At 74.7% G+C, this 18447-nt stretch carries 17 protein-coding genes and 1 riboswitch; of the genes, 10 read left to right on the top strand and 7 right to left on the bottom strand.

The features are described from left to right. Positions 1–31: 31 nt before the first annotated feature. Positions 32–796: a hypothetical protein gene (locus ACFZCD_RS16360; protein WP_391831197.1), complete on the top strand. Its 765-nt coding sequence runs from the start codon at positions 32–34 to the stop codon at positions 794–796. A gap of 84 nt (positions 797–880) precedes the next feature. Here ACFZCD_RS16360 and ACFZCD_RS16355 read toward each other — a convergent pair whose 3' ends face one another. The 4 genes from ACFZCD_RS16355 to ACFZCD_RS16340 form a co-directional block, all read right to left on the bottom strand. Continuing rightward, positions 881–1672 (bottom strand): enoyl-CoA hydratase/isomerase family protein, encoded by a 792-nt coding sequence (locus tag ACFZCD_RS16355; RefSeq protein ID WP_391831195.1) that lies wholly within the window; start codon positions 1670–1672, stop codon positions 881–883. A gap of 118 nt (positions 1673–1790) precedes the next feature. Continuing rightward, entirely contained in the window at positions 1791–2012 is a 222-nt protein-coding gene (locus ACFZCD_RS16350; RefSeq protein WP_030366669.1) for a helix-turn-helix domain-containing protein, read from the bottom strand. A gap of 345 nt (positions 2013–2357) precedes the next feature. Next, the gene (gene abc-f / locus ACFZCD_RS16345) at positions 2358–3956 is read right to left on the bottom strand and encodes a ribosomal protection-like ABC-F family protein (protein ID WP_391831193.1); all 1599 of its coding nucleotides are present in this window, start codon (positions 3954–3956) and stop codon (positions 2358–2360) included. Between the two features lie 202 nt (positions 3957–4158). Then, on the bottom strand, positions 4159–4830 hold the full coding sequence (locus tag ACFZCD_RS16340; RefSeq protein WP_391831191.1) for a hypothetical protein: 672 nt from the start codon (positions 4828–4830) through the stop codon (positions 4159–4161). A gap of 141 nt (positions 4831–4971) precedes the next feature. Between ACFZCD_RS16340 and ACFZCD_RS16335 the strand changes: the two genes are divergently transcribed. Next, positions 4972–5862, top strand: a complete 891-nt coding sequence (locus tag ACFZCD_RS16335; protein WP_391831189.1) for a neutral zinc metallopeptidase — start codon at positions 4972–4974, stop codon at positions 5860–5862. A 17-nt stretch (positions 5863–5879) separates the two neighbouring features. Beyond that, on the top strand, positions 5880–6281 hold the full coding sequence (locus ACFZCD_RS16330) for a VOC family protein (RefSeq protein ID WP_391831187.1): 402 nt from the start codon (positions 5880–5882) through the stop codon (positions 6279–6281). A 45-nt stretch (positions 6282–6326) separates the two neighbouring features. Here ACFZCD_RS16330 and ACFZCD_RS16325 read toward each other — a convergent pair whose 3' ends face one another. From ACFZCD_RS16325 to ACFZCD_RS16315, 3 genes are all read right to left on the bottom strand, one after another. Beyond that, the gene (locus tag ACFZCD_RS16325) at positions 6327–7739 is read right to left on the bottom strand and encodes a hypothetical protein (RefSeq protein ID WP_391831185.1); all 1413 of its coding nucleotides are present in this window, start codon (positions 7737–7739) and stop codon (positions 6327–6329) included. A gap of 111 nt (positions 7740–7850) precedes the next feature. Then, complete coding sequence (locus ACFZCD_RS16320) at positions 7851–8978, bottom strand: alpha/beta hydrolase (protein WP_391831183.1); 1128 nt, start codon at positions 8976–8978, stop codon at positions 7851–7853. A gap of 90 nt (positions 8979–9068) precedes the next feature. Continuing rightward, complete coding sequence (locus ACFZCD_RS16315; RefSeq protein WP_391831181.1) at positions 9069–9722, bottom strand: class II aldolase/adducin family protein; 654 nt, start codon at positions 9720–9722, stop codon at positions 9069–9071. A 114-nt stretch (positions 9723–9836) separates the two neighbouring features. Between ACFZCD_RS16315 and ACFZCD_RS16310 the strand changes: the two genes are divergently transcribed. The 7 genes from ACFZCD_RS16310 (at position 9837) to ACFZCD_RS16280 (ending at position 18447) form a co-directional block, all read left to right on the top strand. Continuing rightward, positions 9837–11081 carry an anion permease gene (locus ACFZCD_RS16310; protein ID WP_391831179.1) on the top strand — a complete coding sequence of 415 codons (1245 nt, stop codon included), beginning with the start codon at positions 9837–9839 and terminating at the stop codon, positions 11079–11081. A 17-nt stretch (positions 11082–11098) separates the two neighbouring features. Beyond that, on the top strand, positions 11099–11326 hold the full coding sequence (locus tag ACFZCD_RS16305; protein WP_391831177.1) for a hypothetical protein: 228 nt from the start codon (positions 11099–11101) through the stop codon (positions 11324–11326). 155 nt (positions 11327–11481) lie between these two features. After that, positions 11482–11604, top strand: a riboswitch (cobalamin riboswitch). A 127-nt stretch (positions 11605–11731) separates the two neighbouring features. Then, complete coding sequence (locus tag ACFZCD_RS16300; RefSeq protein WP_391831175.1) at positions 11732–12697, top strand: cobalamin biosynthesis protein; 966 nt, start codon at positions 11732–11734, stop codon at positions 12695–12697. After that, positions 12694–14337, top strand: coding sequence for a cobyric acid synthase (locus ACFZCD_RS16295; protein WP_391831173.1), 1644 nt, complete (start codon positions 12694–12696; stop codon positions 14335–14337). Before ACFZCD_RS16300 ends, ACFZCD_RS16295 begins: the two co-directional genes overlap by 4 nt. After that, complete coding sequence (locus ACFZCD_RS16290; protein WP_391831171.1) at positions 14337–16436, top strand: putative cobaltochelatase; 2100 nt, start codon at positions 14337–14339, stop codon at positions 16434–16436. Before ACFZCD_RS16295 ends, ACFZCD_RS16290 begins: the two co-directional genes overlap by 1 nt. Beyond that, entirely contained in the window at positions 16436–17044 is a 609-nt protein-coding gene (cobO, locus tag ACFZCD_RS16285) for a cob(I)yrinic acid a,c-diamide adenosyltransferase (protein ID WP_391831169.1), read from the top strand. The genes ACFZCD_RS16290 and cobO overlap by 1 nt, the downstream gene beginning before the upstream one ends. Then, complete coding sequence (locus ACFZCD_RS16280; RefSeq protein ID WP_391831167.1) at positions 17038–18447, top strand: cobyrinate a,c-diamide synthase; 1410 nt, start codon at positions 17038–17040, stop codon at positions 18445–18447. Before cobO ends, ACFZCD_RS16280 begins: the two co-directional genes overlap by 7 nt.

Here is an 18447-nt window from a genome sequence, read left to right as displayed (position 1 = left end):
ACAGCACTGCAACACAGGGGGAGACGCCTTCATGGCGCTGAGACATCTGCTGACCACCGGCGGGCTGGGCATCGCCCGTCACGCCCGCCGCCACGCCAACGGCATCTTCGCCGAACCCAGCCCCGGCCGCGTCGTCGATCCGCTCATAGGCCGGGTCCAGAAGGCGCGGGCCGTCGCCGGCGGCCTCACCACCTTCGTACTGATATCCGTCTACGGCGTCGACGGCGGCTGGAGCGCGGTGTTCGAGGACGGCTTCACCAAGGTGTTCCTGGCGCCGCTGGTGCTGCTCCTCGTCGGCCCGCTCGTGATCGCCGGATTCATCTGGTACGCGCCCCCGCAGCACCGCGCCGTGCTCCGCTCCCGGCTGCGCTACCCGCTCAAGGCCATCGGCTGGTACCTGGGCGTACCGGCCGGCGCGCTCGCCGCGGCCCTCGTCGTGCTCCTCCTGAACAAGCTGCTGGCGGGGGTCTTCGCCGTCCAGGCGGTGATCAGCCTGGCCTTCCTGATCGCCGGCCTCCCGTCGCTGATCTGGGCGGCGTCCTTCCTCTTCTTCGCCTCGGGCGCAGCCGCCCGCTACGCGTTCAACACGGCCCACGTCCACGCAGCGCTGCCCGCCGTGCTCACGGCCGTCCTCGTCTGGGTGCTCAACCTCGCCCAGATGGGGGACGGCCTGCCGAAGGGGCCGCTGTACGTGCAGATCGCCGCGTTCCTCGGCGGCCCGCTGTCCGTCACGGCCGTCTCCGTCTGGGAGCTGCACGTGCTGCGCACCCGCTACGGGGTGCGCGTCCGGGGCTGATACGGGGTGCACGTCCGGGGCCGGCCCCGGACGCGACGGCCACCGTGGCGCGGAGGCGCGCCCGCCCGGTGCTGCTGCCGGGTGCTACTCCCCCACCCCGGCAAGATCCCGCAGGCGCCGTCCCTGCGCGGCCCGCTCCGCGGCCCGCTGCTCGTCGTACGTCCGTCCGGCCGCGCCCCGCAGCAGCGCCTTGGTCTCGACGACGGCGTCCCGCGGGGCGGCGAGGACGGCCGCGGCGAGGTCCTGGACGGCGGCGTCCAGCTCGCCCTCCGGGACGACGAGGTTGGCCAGGCCGGTCCGCTCGGCCTCCTGGGCGCGCACGAAGCGGCCCGTGGCGCAGATCTCCAGCGCGCGGGCGTACCCGACGAGCGACACCAGCGGCTGCGTGCCGCCGAGGTCCGGGACGAGGCCCAGGCTGGGCTCGCGCATGGCGAACTGCACGTCCTCGGCGCAGACCCGCAGGTCGCACGCGAGGGCGAGCTGGAAGCCGGCGCCTATCGCATGGCCCTGGACCGCGGCGATGGAGACGATGTCGTTGCGCCGCCACCAGGTGAACGCGGACTGGTACGCGGAGATCTCGGCGTCCAGCGCCTCCTCGCCGCCCCGGGCCAGGTCGAGGAAGGAGGGCTCGCCCTCGAAGCCCTCGGGGGTGAAGGCCTGCCGGTCGAGCCCGGCGGAGAAGGACTTGCCCTCGCCGCGCAGCACGACGATCCGCACGCTGCCCGGGAGCAGCCGTCCGGCCTCGGTCAGGGCCCGCCACAGCGCGGGCGACTGGGCGTTGCGCTTGGCGGGGTTGGTGAGGGTGACGGCGGCCACCGCGTCATCCACGGTGAGCCGTACGCCGTCCTGGTCGAGCAGAGTCTTGGGGGCGGTCATCGAAGGGCCTCCGATCGGGCTACTGCACAGTAGGTGACTGCACAGTAACCACCCGGCCGACTGCTCGACCGACCGGGTGGTCCTGCCCACACTGTCGGTGCCCTGGGTGCGCGGGGCGTCAGGCCGAGGCGGCCTTCTTGCCGCGCGTCGCTCCGCCGCGACCCCGGAGGATCACGCCGGATTCACTGAGCATCCGGTGAACGAAGCCGTAGGAGCGACCGGTCTCTTCGGCCAGCGCCCTGATGCTCGCACCGGAGTCGTACTTCTTCTTCAGGTCTGCCGCGAGCTTTTCGCGCGCGGCGCCGGTCACCCGGCTGCCCTTCTTCAGAGTCTCGGCCACCCGTGCCTCCTCATGGGAGATGCGCCTCTTGACTCTCATGATCACCCCTACACGGCCTCCTGGCCACCCATTCGACAAGGTCCATGAGAAGTCCACGGCCTCCGGCGGCCCCTTTTCCGGCCTCCGGAAGGCCTCGGAGCAGGGAATTCCGAAGCGCCGCGCTCGTACGGCCGTACGGGTGGCGCAGCGAAGGGGCAGGTCAGACGGGGCACTCCCGACCGGTGGTGCGAAAGCCCCGGCGCATGGCACTGGTCGTGCGCCGGGGCAGGGGGTGGCAGCGGGGTACGAGCCGCTCTCACTCAGATGAAGGATCACCCGTCGGCCGAATGATCGGGACGGCACCGATCACGCGAGGGCGACCAGATCCGCGTAGTCGGGCCCCCAGAGGTCCTCGACGCCGTCGGGCAGCAGGATGATCCGCTCCGGCTCGAGCGCGTCCACGGCGCCCTCGTCGTGCGTCACCAGCACGACCGCGCCCTTGTAGGTGCGCAGGGCGCCGAGGATCTCCTCGCGGCTGGCGGGGTCGAGGTTGTTGGTGGGCTCGTCCAGCAGGAGGACGTTGGCGGAGGAGACCACCAGCGTGGCCAGGGCCAGCCGGGTCTTCTCGCCGCCGGAGAGCACGCCCGCGGGCTTGTCGACGTCGTCGCCGGAGAACAGGAACGAGCCCAGCGTCTTGCGGACCTCGACGAGGTCCAGGTCGGGAGCGGAGGAGCGCATGTTCTCCAGGACCGTGCGGTCCGGGTCGAGCGTCTCGTGCTCCTGGGCGTAGTAGCCGAGCTTGAGGCCGTGACCGGGGGTGACCTGACCGGTGTCGGGCTTCTCCGCGCCCGCGAGCAGGCGCAGCAGCGTGGTCTTGCCGGCGCCGTTGAGGCCGAGGATGACCACGCGGGAGCCCTTGTCGATGGCCAGGTCGACGTCGGTGAAGATCTCCAGCGAGCCGTAGGACTTCGACAGGCCCTCCGCCGTCAGCGGGGTCTTGCCGCAGGGCGCGGGCTCGGGGAAGCGCAGCTTGGCGACCTTGTCGGAGGCGCGGACCTCGTCCAGGCCCTTGAGCAGCCGCTCGGCGCGCTTGGCCATGTTCTGCGCGGCGACGGTCTTGGTGGCCTTGGCGCGCATCTTGTCGGCCTGCGAATTGAGGGCCGCGGCCTTCTTCTCGGCGTTCTGGCGCTCGCGCTTGCGGCGCTTCTCGTCGGCCTCGCGCTGCTGCTGGTAGAGCTTCCAGCCCATGTTGTAGACGTCGATGACGGAGCGGTTGGCGTCGAGGTAGAAGACCTTGTTGACGACGGTCTCGACGAGGTCGACGTCGTGGGAGATGACGATGAAGCCGCCGCGGTACGTCTTGAGGTAGTCGCGCAGCCAGGCGATGGAGTCGGCGTCGAGGTGGTTGGTGGGCTCGTCCAGGAGCAGGATGTCGGCGTCGGAGAAGAGGATCCGGGCCAGCTCGACGCGGCGGCGCTGACCGCCGGAGAGGGTGTGCAGGGGCTGCGCGAGGATGCGGTCGGGCAGGCCGAGGCTGGCGGCGATGGTCGCGGCCTCCGCCTCGGCGGCGTACCCGCCCTTGGTGAGGAACTCCGTCTCCAGGCGCTCGTACTTCTTCATGGCCTTCTCGCGCGTGGCGCCCTGGCCGTTGGCCATGCGGTCCTCGTTCTCGCGCATCTTGCGCAGGACGGTGTCGAGGCCGCGCGCGGAGAGGATGCGGTCGCGGGCGAGGACGTCGAGGTCGCCGGTGCGCGGGTCCTGCGGGAGGTAGCCGACCTCGCCGGAGCGGGCGATCGTGCCGCCCGCGGGCATGCCCTCGCCGGCGAGGCACTTGGTGAGGGTGGTCTTGCCGGCGCCGTTGCGGCCGACGAGGCCGATGCGGTCGCCCCTGGCGATGCGGAAGGAAGCGTTCTCGATGAGGATGCGGGCGCCGGCGCGCAGCTCGATGCCGGAGGCGGTGATCACGGGAATTACTCCAGGGCGTGGTGGACGGCGGTGGGGACGGGAGCGAACTCGGCCGCACACGGGCGCACCCCTGCGGGCGCGGGCGACGGGCGGCCGACGCCGTCTAATGCACGAGGAGGAATGCCATGCCCATCAGTCTAACGGGGACGTGCAACCGGCTTTCCGGGCCGCCGGGCTCCGGGAACGCCCGGCCGCCGCGCCGCTAGGCGAACGGGCCCGCCGCGGAGACCGCGGCGATCCCGGTCGTCCAGGGCGTCCCGGGGGCGCAGTGCCGGGCGATCAGCAGGAATCCGGCGCGGCGGGCCGTGCGGGCGGAGTCGAAGGCGCAGCCCGGCCCCGCCTCGCGGTGCCAGCGGAGGTCGCCGCTGTCCGACCCGTAGGCGGTGACCAGCCGCGGGGTGACGACGGCCACGGTGTCCGGCCGGGGGCCGAGCAGCTGGAGGGCGCCGTGCGCGTGCCGGGCGGCGGGGGCGGCGAGCCAGCCGGGGACCCCGCGGTGCCAGACGGAGAGGGCGCCGCGGTGCAGGGAGGTGCCGGTGACGAGGCCGTCGTCCCAGAGGGCGACGGCCTCCCCGTGGGCGGGGAGGGCCTGGAGCGGGCGGTGGCCCTCGCGGGCGTACGTCCAGCGCAGGGCGCCGGTGTCCGGGGCGTACGCCTCCAGGCCGCCCGGCGCGAGACGCAGCCGGGGTGCGCCGGTGTCGCCGGCGAGGCGCACGGCCGGGTGCAGGGTGAGCCGGTCGCCGAAGGGGGCGTGCTGGGCGCGGCGGGCCGCGGCGGCCAGGGGCAGGGCCAGGAGCAGGGTGGCGAGGAGGAGCGCGAGGGAGGGCGGGAGGGGGGCGCGGCGACCGCCGTGCACCGTGTCCGCCGTCGCCATGGGGTCGCTCCTTCCGTACCGTTTGTCCTGGATATCCGGCCGCCGCCGGCCGGCCCCGCCGACACGCCGGACCGGGCATCCGATCAGCAGCGACATGGCGGGCGATTCACCGATACTCGGGGATGGGAAGGCGGTGGGCGCATGCAGTTCGACGACGACGCGGGGCTGGACACCTCCCAGGTGCAGGACGAGCGCGGCAGCCGGATCCCGGGCGGCGGGGTGACGATCGGCGGCGGCATCGTGGGGCTGGTCGCCCTGGTGCTGGGCCTGTTCTTCGGCATCGGCCCGCAGGAGCTCGGGCTCTCCTCCGGACCGGCGCCGGGCGGCACCGCGAGCAGCGACGAACAGGTCGGCCGGCACTGCCGGACGGGCCACGACGCCAACACCCGGGAGGACTGCCGGATCGTCGCCGTGGTCAACAGCGCCCAGTCGTTCTGGAGCCAGGAGTTCGCCCGCCGCTCGCGCACCTACACCCCGGCGTCGACCGTCTTCTTCACCGGCCAGGTCCGTACGGCCTGCGGGGCGGCGTCCTCGGCCGTGGGGCCCTTCTACTGCCCCGGCGACCGGAAGGTCTACCTCGACCTCGGGTTCTTCAACGAGCTGCGGACGAAGTTCGGGGCGAGCGGCGGGCCGTTCGCCGAGGCCTACGTCGTCGCGCACGAGTACGGCCACCACGTCCAGAACCTGACGGGCACGCTGGACCGCGCTCATAAGGACCGGGGGACGGGCGCCGGCAGCAGCTCCGTCCGGACCGAGCTGCAGGCCGACTGCTACGCCGGGGTCTGGGCCCGGCACGCCACGACCACGCCCGAGAAGGGGACCGGGCGGCCGCTGATCAGCAAGCTGACGCAGGAGGACATCGACGACGGCCTGTCCGCGGCCGCGGCCGTCGGCGACGACCGCATCCAGGAGAAGTTCCAGGGCCGGGTGACCCCCGAGAGCTGGACGCACGGCTCGTCCGCGCAGCGGCAGCAGTGGTTCAACACGGGGTACGGCACCGGGGACACCGCCCGTTGCGACACCTTCCGCTGACCGAGGAGTGACACCGGATGACAGGCACGCGCACCCCCGGCATCTACCCCACCCTGCTCTACCGCGACGCGAAGGCGGCGATCAAACAGCTCACCAAGGCCTTCGGCTTCACGCAGGCCGCCCTGTACGAGAGCGAGGACGGGACCGTCCTGCACGCCGAACTCGCCTACGGCGACGGCAGGGTGATGATCGGTTCGAAGGGGCGGGTGGGGGTGTTCGCCGAGGCCATGCGGGAGAGCGGGCCGGTGGGCGTCTACGTCGTCGTCGAGGACACCGACGCCCACTTCCGGCGGGCCGAGAAGGCCGGGGTGGAGATCCTGTCGCAGCCGACGGACGAGGCGTACGGCTCGCGGGACTACATGGCGCGGGACCTGGAGGGCAACGTGTGGAGCTTCGGGACGTACGTCCCGGGGGGCTGAGCCCGGCCGGCCGGGCCGGGCTCGCCCCACGCGTGCCGGCGCCTTTCAGACGCCGCCCGTGTGGACCTGGAACGCCGCCTTGCGGACGGCCTTGGCCAGGGCCGGGTCCGGGTGCGCCGCCGCCAGCGCGACGAGCACCTGCACCGTGCGCGGATGACCCACCGCCCGCACCTCCTCCAGCAGCCCCGGCACCGTGCCCTGGACCGCCGAGTCGAGGTGCCGCACGAGCAGCCGGCTCTCGCCGTGGTCGGCGACGGCGGCGGCCGTGTCCACCCACAGCCAGGTGGCCTCCTCGCGGGTGAGCACCTCGGCCGCCTGCTCCGGGTCGCGTCCCTCGTGCTCCGCGAGCCACAGCAGGGCGTACGGCCGCAGGCACGGCTCGTCCACCACGGCCCGCACGGCGGGCTCCGCGGCCGCGCCGACCGCCCGCAGCGCCTCGAAGGCCAGGCCCCGGACGAGGGCGTCGTCGCCGCGGGCCGCGTCCAGGAGCTCGCTGAGGGCGCTGCCGGCGGGACGGGCCGCGAGCCAGGCGCGGTACTCGGCGCGGGCGGGGCCCGGGGTGAGGTCGGCGCAGCCGCGCAGCATGGCTTCGGCGGACAGCTCGATGTTGCCCGCGGGGCTCTGGGCGGCGACGCAGATCTGCTCCAGCTTGACCCACACCGCCCAGTTGCCGAGTGGCGTCAGCACGGCCTCGGCCTGCGGGCCGGGGGCGCCCCGCACGACCAGGGCGCCGACGGAGGCGAGCCCTTCGAGCGCCCAGCCGAGGAGCTCCTCCAGCGGGTCGTCGTCCGTGGGGGCGGAGCGGGCCGGGGGGACGGGCCGGCCGCCGTAGGGCACCTCGCAGCGCTCGGCGCGGATCTCGGCGACGCGCTGCTGGAGCAGGTCGAGGAGCATCGCGACGGGAACGGAGCCGGCCGACAGGTGCATGACGGACAGCAGCTGGGGCGCGGCCTCGACGACCTCGGCGGCGACCGTCGCGTCCGCGCCGGCGGGTGCGGGGTGGGCCAGGGACCAGGCGTCGAAGAGGGCGACCCAGCCGCGCAGGACGGCGCCGTCGTCGCGGTCCCAGGCCTGCATGCGCCAGCCGGGGCGGGCGGTGCCGCCGTGCAGCTCGACGAGCCCGGCGAGGCGGGCGTGGTCCCAGTCGGTGCGTGCCTGGCGGGGCGTCAGGCCCAGGGCCGCGGCGGCCCGTCCGGCCGTCTCCGCGGGAAGCCCTCCGGTCGTGCCGGGGCGCAGGGTGGCGCCGCGGCCGCGCTCGTCGGCCGCCCAGCGGGCGACGCGGACCGCGCCGGTGAGACAGTCTCTGGCCTGCCGGGCCAGTTCGGCCGGGGCGGGGGTGCCGGCCGGCGGGCGGGGCGCCGGGCGGGTGCCTCGGTTCGCCACGGCCCGGCGGGCAGCGGCGATCGGCTGTCGGGGGACAAGTCTGAGCCGGGAGTCGCGCGGAGTACGGGACGTCACAGGAGCAGTCTTGCCGCTGCTGCTCCGAAAACCCAATCGGAATCAATTGTCCGGCGTTCCACCCTTCACTTCCTGCCGCTGGAACAGGGCTGCTTGGCGGCCGTGAGGACGTCACATGAAGGGGATGAGGAACCTCCGCAGCGCCTCTTCGTAACGCTCCGGGGAGGCATTCCACATCGCGGCGTGCGGGGCCCGGCGGACGGTGTGCAGGACGATCAGATCGGGGCGCCCGGCCGCCAGTTCGCGTGACGTGCGCCACGGGGCGACGGTGTCGTCGGGTCCGTGGGCGAGCAGGACGGGGACGCTCAGCCGGGCCGGGTCGCGGACCCGGTCGAGCCCGTCGGGGGCCATTCCGGTCCGGCCGCGGGCGGCGTGCAGGGCGAGCGGGAGCAGCGGGGCGGGCACGCCGCGGGCGGCGGCCAGGGCGTGCAGGGCGGCCGGCCAGTCGAGCACCGGCGAGTCCATGACGAGGCCGCTGATGTGCGGGCGCAGCTCCGGGTCGGTGACGGTCAGCAGGGCCATGGTGGCTCCGGTGGACCAGCCGTGCAGAACGACGCGGCGGGCACCGTGGGCCAGGGCGTAGCGGACGGCAGCGGCGAGATCGTGCCACTCGGCGAGCCCGAAACGGCTGATTCCGTCCGGTGGGCGGGGCGCCCCGGGGTCGCCCCGGTAGGCGAGGCCGAGGACCGGCATCCGCAGGCCGTGCAGGAACGGCATGACGACCATGGGGTGCTCGCGGGTGACGCCGAGGCCGTGCACGGTGATCACCCAGGTGTCGCGGGCGGCGGGCACGAACCAGGCGGGGAGCGGTCCGAGCTCGCCGGGGATGACGAGGTCGGCGTGGTCGAGGCCGAGGGCGTCGCGGGGGTTCCCGGCGTGCAGCTGCGGGGTGAGCCACACGCGGTCGCCCGGTTCCGGTGCGCCGCGTGTGACCCGCTCCAGGCGGCGGACGACGGCGTCGGCCGGGTGCGGGGCGTCCCCGACGACGGGGCCGACGACGGCGTGCAGGCCGCGGCCGGTCAGCCCGTAGGTGCCGGGGCGCAGCGAGGCCTGGTGGCGGGTGAGGGTGATGCGGTCGCCGTCGACGGAGTGGACGGTGAGCCGCGGCTGGTCGGGCGGGGGTCCGCCGGGGCCGGCGCGGAGGGCGGCGTCCGAGGCGTACCGGCCGGCCGCGAGGGCGGCCGTTCCGGCACCGATCGCCGTGACGGCGGCCACGGCTGCGGTGGTCCGTATGCCCATGCCCTCCAGTGTGGGCGGCGCGGGCGGTCACGGCCAGTGGGCGAAGCGCGCGCCGGGCGGCCCCGGGACCTGCCGCTGCGACGCGTGCTGTCAGCCCTGCGGGCCGTAGCCGCGGAGTTTCTCCGCCGCGCGGTCCGCCTGGCCGGGAGTGAGGAGGGCGGGGGCGCGGCCGGGCACGGAGGAGGCGGTGAGCCAGACCCGGCACATCCACTCCAGCTGCGCGGTGCGGTCGTACGCCTGGCCGAGGCTCGCGCCGTAGGTGAGGGTGCCGTGGTTGCGCAGGAGGCAGCCGGTGCGGCCGGTGAGGGCCTCCAGGGCGTGCGCGGCCAGCTCGTCGCTGCCGTAGAGGGCGTAGGGGGCGACGCGGACCGGGCCGCCCAGGGCACCGGCCATGTAGTGGATCAGGGGCAGCTCGTCGACGAGGGTGGACACGGCCGTGGCGTGCACGGCGTGGGTGTGCACGATCGCGGCGGCGCCGGTGGCGCCGTAGACCGCGAGGTGCAGGGGGAGCTCGCTGGTGGGGGCCAGGTCGCCGAGGAGCGGGCGGCCCTCCGGGTCGACCGCCACCAGGTCGCCCGGGGTGAGCCGGTCGTACGGGATGCCGCTGGGTGTGACGACGACGACATCGCCCACCCGGGCGGAGACGTTGCCCGAGGTGCCGACGACGAGGCCGTCGGCCGTGGTGCGGCGGGCCGTGGCCACGACATCGGCCCATGCCCGGCGGATCTGCTCGGTCACTCGCATCCGTTTTTCGCCTCCGGTTCGCGTCACTGCTCCGCCCGGCCCAGTTCACCTTCCGTTCACCCAAGGTCTTTACGGTCGCTGCTGTACTGACCATCGAGCTGATTGCCTGGGTGAATGGAACACATCACGCTTCTCATCGGGATCGTGATCGTCACGGCCTTGGTGTTCGACTTTACGAACGGCTTCCACGACACGGCCAACGCCATGGCCACCACCATCTCCACCGGCGCCCTCAAGCCCAAGACCGCAGTGGCGATGTCGGCGGCCCTGAACCTCGTCGGTGCGTTCCTGTCCGTCGAGGTGGCCAAGACCATCTCCGGGGGAATCATCGATGAGAGCGCCGGCATCCGGCCCGAAGTGATCTTCGCGGGGCTGGTCGGCGCGATCGTCTGGAACCTGCTGACCTGGCTCGCCGGGCTGCCCTCCAGCTCCTCGCACGCCCTCTTCGGCGGCCTCATCGGCGCGACGGTGGTCTCCGCCGGCTTCCACGCGGTCAACGCCGACAAGGTCGTCATGAAGGTCCTGATCCCGGCCGTCGCCGCGCCGATCGTGGCCGGCCTCGCCGCCTGGTGCGCGACCCGGCTCACCTACCGGCTCGCCCGCGGGCGTGACGAGCGCGACACCGCCAAGGGCTACCGCGCCGGGCAGATCGCCTCGGCCGCCCTGGTCTCCCTCGCCCACGGCACCAACGACGCCCAGAAGACGATGGGCGTGATCACCCTCGCGCTCGTCGCCGGCGGCGTCGTCGCGCCGCACGCGGACCCGCCGCTGTGGGTCATCGTCTCGGCCGGCCTGGCCATCGCGCTCGGTACGTACCTGGGCGGCTGGCGCATCATCCAGACCCTCGGCAAGGGCCTCACGGACATCAAGCCCGCGCAGGGCTTCGCCGCCCAGACCGGCGCCGCGACCGTGATCCTCGCCTCCTCGCACATCGGCTTCGCGCTCTCCACCACCCAGGTCTGCTCCGGCTCGATCATGGGCGCCGGGCTCGGCCGCAAGGGCGGCGTCGTGCGCTGGTCCACCGCCGGGCGCATGGTCCTGGCCTGGGGCCTGACCCTGCCCGCGGCCGGCCTGGTCGCCGGTGGCGCCGCCTTCCTCGCCGACCAGGGCGACTGGGGCGTGGCCGCGGTCGCCGTCCTCGGCCTGGCCGTCTCCGGCGCGATCTGGATGGCCTCGCGCCGCAAGCCCGTCACCCACGGCGACCTGGACGAGCGCGGCACCGAGCCCGCCGCCGAGCCGGCCGGTGTCGTCACCGCGGCCCTGCAGGCCGTCGCCCCGCCGCCGGCCGGCCCCCTGGCCGCCGCGGTCTCTCCCTCCCCCGAGGCCGGGCGGGCTCCTGCCGCCGCCGCGGCGAGCTAAGGCAAGGAAGAAACAGCATGCACATCGACTGGGCGGCTTTCGGCCAGGTCTTCGGCGTCAGCCTCGTGGTGACGGTCGGCCTGGTGGGCATCTTCACCCTGGGCATCATGGGCACGGCGCCCCGCACGGGGGGCTCGCCGGAGACGGGTGCGGGCGCCGGTGTGCTCGCGCGCTCCGGGGCCTACGCGTGCTTCGCGCTGTGCGCGGCGGCCGTGGGCTACGGCATCTACCTGATCGTGGCGTAAGCGCCGCGCTCGTCTCCGGACGGCCGGGTCTCCTACGGGGCCCGGCCGTTCGCGTACCCGCGGACGGAGGCGTGAGCGAGGGTTCGGACCAGGTCAGACGTGAGTTGACGGCGCCCGCGGCGCATGGTGGACTTCCGGAGCCAAACGGCGACAGCAGAGGAAGCCGGTGCGAATCCGGCGCGGTCCCGCCACTGTCACCGGGGAGCGCCTCCCCTCAGGACGGCCACGGCAGCGAGCCGGAAGGCCGGGGCGGCGCGGATCCGGGAGCCAGGAGACTCTGGTCGCCGGTCACGTCGAGCCAGGGCGCGGACCCTGAGTGAGGACACATCGTCATGCCCGGCGCCCGCCACCGAACGCCCCTCCCAGCCCCCTTCCCCCGCCGAGGCGTGACGGCGGTCTGAGCCGATGCGTGCCGATCCGATCGGTTTCGCGTGCGGCGCCGCCCTCGGCTTCCTCGGTGACCGCGTGCTGGGCGACCCCCGCCGCGGCCACCCCGTCGCCGCGTTCGGCCGCGCCGCCCTGTCCGTGGAGCAGCGCTTGTGGCGCGACCACCGCGGCCGCGGAGCCCTGCACACCCTCGTGTGCGCCGGGGGCGCGGTCGCCGGTGCCGCGCTGCTGGCCCGTACCGTACGCGCCTCCCGCTCCCGCACCGCCGAGGTCGCGCTGACGGCCGCCGCCACGTGGGCCGTGCTCGGCGGGACGTCCCTGGGCCGGGAGGCCCGCGCCATCGGGGGCGCGCTCGCCGCCGGTGACGTGGAGGTCGCCCGCGAGCGCCTGCCGCACCTGTGCGGCCGCGACCCGCAGGCGCTGGACGGGCAGCAGATCGCCCGCGCCGTCGTGGAGTCCGTGGCCGAGAACACGTCCGACGCCGTCGTCGGCGCCCTCGTGTGGGGCGCGCTCGGCGGCGTGCCCGGCCTGGTGGGCTTCCGGGCCGTGAACACGCTCGACGCCATGGTCGGCCACAAGTCGCCCCGCTACCGCCGCTTCGGCTGGGCCTCGGCCCGCCTGGACGACGTGGCGGGCTGGCCCGGCGCCCGGCTGACCGCCGCCCTCGCCGTCCTCGCGGGCCCCGACCCGCGCGGCGCGTGGCGGGTGGCCCGGCGCGACGCGTCCCGCCACCCCAGCCCCAACGCGGGCCCGGTGGAGGCCGCGTTCGCGGGCGCGCTCGGCGTGCGGCTCGGCGGGACCCTCGCCTACGCGGGCCGGACCGAGCACCGCCCCGTGCTGGGCGCGGAGAACCGCCCCGTGGTGTCGGCCGACATCGAACGCGCGGTGCGCCTCTCGCGCCGGGTGTCACTGCTGGCCCTGGGAACGGCAGTTGCGGCCCGCACAGTGGGCAGTCTGCTTATGACGGCAAGGAGGAGCCGGTGACGGCTGACAGGAGCGGGCCCGCGGGTCCGCGGGGCGGGGGCCTGCTGGTGGCCGGCACCACCTCGGACGCGGGCAAGAGCGTGGTGACGGCCGGCATCTGCCGCTGGCTGGTCCGCAAGGGCGTCAAGGTCGCGCCGTTCAAGGCGCAGAACATGTCGCTCAACTCGTTCGTGACGCGCGAGGGCGCGGAGATAGGCCGCGCGCAGGCGATGCAGGCCGCGGCCGCCCGCGTCGAGCCGAGCGCGCTCATGAACCCCGTCCTGCTCAAGCCCGGCGGCGACCGGAGCAGCCAGGTCGTCCTGATGGGCAAGCCGGTCGGCGAACTGAGCGCCCGCGGCTACCACGCGGGCCGCCAGGAGCAGTTGTTCGGCACGGTGACCGACTGCCTGGAGGAGCTGCGCCGCACGCACGACGCGGTCATCTGCGAGGGCGCGGGCAGCCCGGCCGAGATCAATCTGCGGCGCAGCGACATCGTCAACATGGGCATCGCCCGGGCGGCCCGGCTGCCCGTGGTCGTGGTCGGTGACATCGACCGCGGCGGCGTCTTCGCGTCCTTCTTCGGCACGACGGCGCTGCTGTCGCCGGAGGACCAGGAGCTGATAGCGGGTTACGTCGTCAACAAGTTCCGGGGCGACGTGTCGCTGCTGGAGCCGGGCCTGGACATGCTGTACGGGCTGACGGGCCGGCGGACGTTCGGCGTCCTGCCGTTCGCGCACGGCCTCGGCATCGACGAGGAGGACGGCCTGCGGGTCTCGCTGCGGGGCGCGGTGCGCGAGTCGGTGGTGGCCCCGCCGCACGGCGCGGACGTGCTGCGGGTCGCGGTGTGCGCGGTGCCGCTGATGTCGAACTTCACGGACGTGGACGCGCTGGCCGCCGAGCCCGGCGTGGTCGTGCGCTTCGTGGACCGCCCGGAGGAGCTCGCCGACGCCGACCTGGTGGTCGTGCCGGGCACGCGCGGCACGGTGCGCGCCCTGGCGTGGCTGCGCGAGCGCGGGCTCGCGGACGCCCTGGCCCGGCGCGCGGCGGAGGGCCTGCCCGTCCTGGGGATCTGCGGCGGCTACCAGCTGCTGGGCGAGCGGATCGACGACGAGGTCGAGTCGAAGGCGGGCACGGTCGAGGGGCTGGGCCTGCTGCCGGTGCGGGTGCGGTTCGCGGCGGAGAAGACGCTGGCGAGACCGGTCGGCACGGCGCTGGGCGAGCCCGTGGAGGGCTACGAGATCCACCACGGCGTTGCGGACGTGCGGGGCGGCGACGAGCCGTTCTTGGACGGCTGCCGGGTGGGCGCGGTGTGGGGGACGCACTGGCACGGCTCGCTGGAGAGCGACGGGTTCCGCCGGGCGTTCCTGCGGCGCGTCGCGGAGGCGGCGGGGCGGGCGTTCGTCCCGGCACCGGACACGTCGTTCGCGGCCCTGCGCGAGGAACAGCTGGACCGGCTGGGCGATCTGATCGAGGAACACGCGGACACGGACGCGCTGCTGCGGCTGATCGAGGACGGGGTGCCCGGCGGGCTGCGGTTCATTCCGCCGGGGGCACCGCCCCTGCCCGCGCAGAGAGAGCGGAGAGAACCGGCCCGGGACCGGCATGGTCCCGTCATCGCTTCCGCAGGATCCGTCGAATCCCTCGAAGGGGGTAACGCCTGATGGCCTCGGCCACTTATCCGTTCACCGCGATCGTCGGCATGGACGACATGCGGCTGGGCCTGTTGCTCAACAGCATCTCGCCGGCCATCGGCGGAGTGCTCGTACGGGGCGAGAAGGGGACCGCGAAGACCACTGCGGTCAGGGCCCTGGCGGCGCTGCTGCCCGAGGTCGTGACCGTCGCGGACTGCCGGTTCTCCTGCGACCCGGCGGCCCCGGACCCGCAGTGCCCGGACGGGCCGCACACGGGCGGCGACCGCGCGGCGCGCCCCGCCCGCATGGTCGAGCTGCCGGTCGGCGCGTCCGAGGACCGGCTCGTCGGAGCGCTCGACATCGAGCGGGCGCTGGGCGAGGGCGTGAAGGCGTTCGAGCCGGGCCTGCTGGCCGCCGCGCACCGGGGCGTCCTCTACGTCGACGAGGTCAACCTCCTCGGGGACCACCTGGTCGACTCGCTGCTCGACGCGGCCGCCACCGGCGTCTCCTCCGTCGAGCGCGAGGGGGTCTCCGTCCGGCACGCGTCCCGCTTCCTCCTCGTCGGCACGATGAACCCCGAGGAGGGCGAGCTCCGCCCCCAGCTGCTGGACCGCTTCGGGCTGACCGTCGAGGTCGCGGCCTCGCGCGAGCCGGACGAGCGCGTCGAGGTCGTGCGCCGCCGCCTCGCCTTCGACGACGACCCGGCGGCGTTCGCCGCCAAGTGGGCGGCGGAGGAGCGGACGCTGCGCGAGCGCATCGCCGCCGCCCGTGCGCTGCTGCCGTCCGTACGGCTGGGCGACGGCGCGCTGCGCCGGATCGCCGCCGTGTGCGCGGGCTTCGAGGTGGACGGCATGCGCGCGGACATCGTCACCGCACGGGCCGCGAGCGCGCTCGCCGCGTGGGCGGGCCGCACGGACGTGACCACCGCGGACGTACGGCAGGCGGCGCTGCTGTCGCTGCCGCACCGGCGCCGGCGCAACCCCTTCGACGCCCCGGGCCTGGACGAGGACAAGCTCGACGAGATCCTCGGCGGCTTCGAGGACGAGGACCCGGAGCCGGAGCCCGAGCCCGAGGGGCCGGACGACGACGGCGGGGACGGCGGGGACGGCGGCCCCGACGGCGGCGGGCAGCAGCCCCCGCAGGACGGTCAGGGCCCCGGCGGCGCGCCGGACGTGCCGCAGCAGCGGCAGGAGCCCGGATCCGCCTCCGACGAGCCCGGGCCCCCTCAGGAGAGCCCTGCCGCCCCGGAGGGCTCCCCCGCCGCAGGGGAATCCCACGAGGCGGCCGAGGCGCCCGCCGTCGCCGCCTCCGCGCCCTTCCGGACCCGCAGGCTCGACGTGCCCGGTCTCGGCGAAGGCGCGGACGGCCGCCGCTCCCGGGCCCGTACGGCGCACGGCCGGACGACCGGCTCGCGCCGTCCCCGCGGCGCCCTGTCCCGGCTGCACCTGGCCGCGACCGTGCAGGCCGCGGCCCCGCACCAGCGGGCGCGCGGGCGCAGCGGGCCCGGCCTGCTCGTGCGCCGCGACGACCTGCGGGAGGCGGTGCGCGAGGGCCGCGAGGGCAATCTGGTGCTGTTCGTCGTGGACGCCTCCGGCTCGATGGCGGCCCGCAAGCGGATGAGCGCCGTGAAGGGTGCGGTGCTGTCGCTGCTGCTGGATGCGTACCAGCGCCGCGACAAGATCGGCATGATCACGTTCCGCGGCGCGGACGCCGAGGTGGCGCTGCCGCCGACGTCGTCGGTGGACGCGGGCGCGGCCCGGCTGGAGAAGCTGCCGACGGGCGGCCGCACGCCGCTGGCGGCGGGCCTGCTGCGGGCCCACGAGGTGCTGCGGGTGGAGCGGCTGCGCGACCCGTCGCGGCGGCCGCTGCTGGTCGTGGTGACGGACGGCCGGGCCACCGGCGGCCCGGAGCCGCTGGCGCGGGCGGCGCGGGCCGCGCGGCTGCTGGCCGGCGAGGGCACGGCGTCGGTGGTCGTGGACTGCGAGGCGGGGCCCGTACGGCTCGGGCTCGCCGCCGAGCTGGGCCGGGAGCTGCGCGGCCCGGTCGTGACGCTGGACGAGCTGCGCGCGGACAGCATCTCCGCGCTCGTACACACCGTACGGACCACTCACACCAGGAGGGCCGCGTAATGCCTCAGGGGCAGCCGACCACCGTTCCCGACGACGGGCTCACCACGCGCCAGCGCCGCAACCGGCCGCTGGTCTTCGTCCACACCGGCATCGGCAAGGGCAAGTCGACGGCGGCGTTCGGCCTGGCGCTGCGGGCGTGGAACCAGGGCTGGCCGATCGGGGTGTTCCAGTTCGTGAAGTCGGCCAAGTGGAAGGTCGGCGAGGAGAACGCCCTGCGGGTGCTCGGTGCGTCGGGCGAGGGCGGCACCGTCGACTGGCACAAGATGGGCGAGGGCTGGTCCTGGATCCAGCGCGACCCCAAGGAGGGGGAGCTCAGCAACGAGGAGAAGGCGCGCGAGGGCTGGGAGCAGGTCAAGCGCGACCTGGCGGCCGAGCGGTACAAGCTGTACGTGCTGGACGAGTTCGCCTACCCGCTGCACTGGGGGTGGATCGACACGGACGAGGTGGTCGAGGTGCTGCGCGACCGCCCCGGCACCCAGCACGTGGTCATCACGGGCCGCAACGCCCCGGAGAAGCTCGTCGAGTTCGCGGACCTGGTGACGGACATGTCGAAGGTGAAGCACCCGATGGACGCCGGTCAGAAGGGCCAGCGGGGCATCGAGTGGTAGGTACGGACATCCCCCGCCTGGTCATTGCCGCCCCGGCCTCCGGGAGCGGCAAGACCACGGTGGCCACCGGGCTGATGCGGGCCTTCGCCGACGCGGGGCTCGCGGTCTCCCCCCACAAGGTGGGGCCCGACTACATCGACCCGGGCTACCACGCGCTCGCGACCGGCCGCCCGGGCCGCAACCTCGACGCGTACATGTGCGGCCCGGAGCGGATCGCCCCGCTGTTCCTGCACGGGGCGGCGGGGGCGGATCTGGCGGTCGTCGAGGGCGTGATGGGCCTGTACGACGGCGCGAGCGGGCAGGGCGAGCTGGCGTCGACGGCGCACGTCGCGAAGCTGCTGAAGGCGCCGGTCGTGCTGGTCGTGGACGCGTCGTCGCAGTCGCGGTCGGTGGCCGCGCTGGTGCACGGCTTCGCGTCCTGGGACCCGGAGGTGCGGGTCGCGGGCGTCATCCTCAACAAGGTCGGCTCCGACCGGCACGAGGCGCTGCTCCGGGAGGCGCTGACGGAGTCGGGCGTGCCGGTGCTGGGAGCGGTCCGGCGCGCCGAGCACGTGCACACGCCGTCCCGGCACCTGGGCCTGGTCCCGGTGGCCGAGCGCAGCACCGAAGCGGTGGACGCGGTGGCGGCCCAGGCGGCCCGGGTGAGGGAGGGCTGCGACCTGGAGGGCCTGCTGGCCCTGGCCCGCAGCGCGCCTCCGCTGGCGAACGAGCCGTGGGACCCGGCCACTACGTTGTGGGCAGGCGTCCCGCAGGGCGGGACGGGTGGGCACAAACCACCCACTGGGCCGCACCCGGAAAACGCACCGGTAGTGGCAGTAGCCGCCGGCCCGGCGTTCACCTTCTCGTACACGGAACATACGGAACTGCTCCGAGCCGCGGGCGCCGAGATCGCAGCATTCGACCCACTGAGGGACGAGTCCCTCCCCGACCGCACCGCCGCCCTCGTCATAGGAGGCGGCTTCCCGGAGATCTACGCCCCCGAGCTCTCCGCCAACGAACTCCTCCGCAAGCAGGTGGCCGCCCTCGCGGCGTCGGGCGCCCCGGTCGTCGCCGAGTGCGCGGGCCTGCTGTACCTGTCGCGTTCCCTGGACGGCAAGCCCATGTGCGGCGTGCTGCCCGCGGACGCCCGCATGTCCGGCCGCCTCACCCTCGGCTACCGGGAGGCCGTGGCCATCTCGGACAACGTGCTGGCGCAGGCCGGTACCCGTGTCAGGGGCCACGAGTTCCACCGCACGGTGACGGAGCCCGCGGCGGGCGAGGCCCCTGCGTGGGGCTTCACCCACCCGGAGCGCCGTACGGAGGGGTTCCTCCGCGGCGGGGTGCACGCCTCGTACCTCCACGTGCACTGGGCGGGCGCCCCCGGCATGGCCGCCCGGCTCGTGGCGGGCGCCGCCCGCGGGTGA

Source organism: Streptomyces sp. NPDC008001 (assembly GCF_042958085.1).
Lineage (GTDB): Bacteria > Actinomycetota > Actinomycetes > Streptomycetales > Streptomycetaceae > Streptomyces.
Note: the sequence above shows the minus strand (reverse complement) of the source record. Positions and strands in the feature narration are given on the sequence as shown.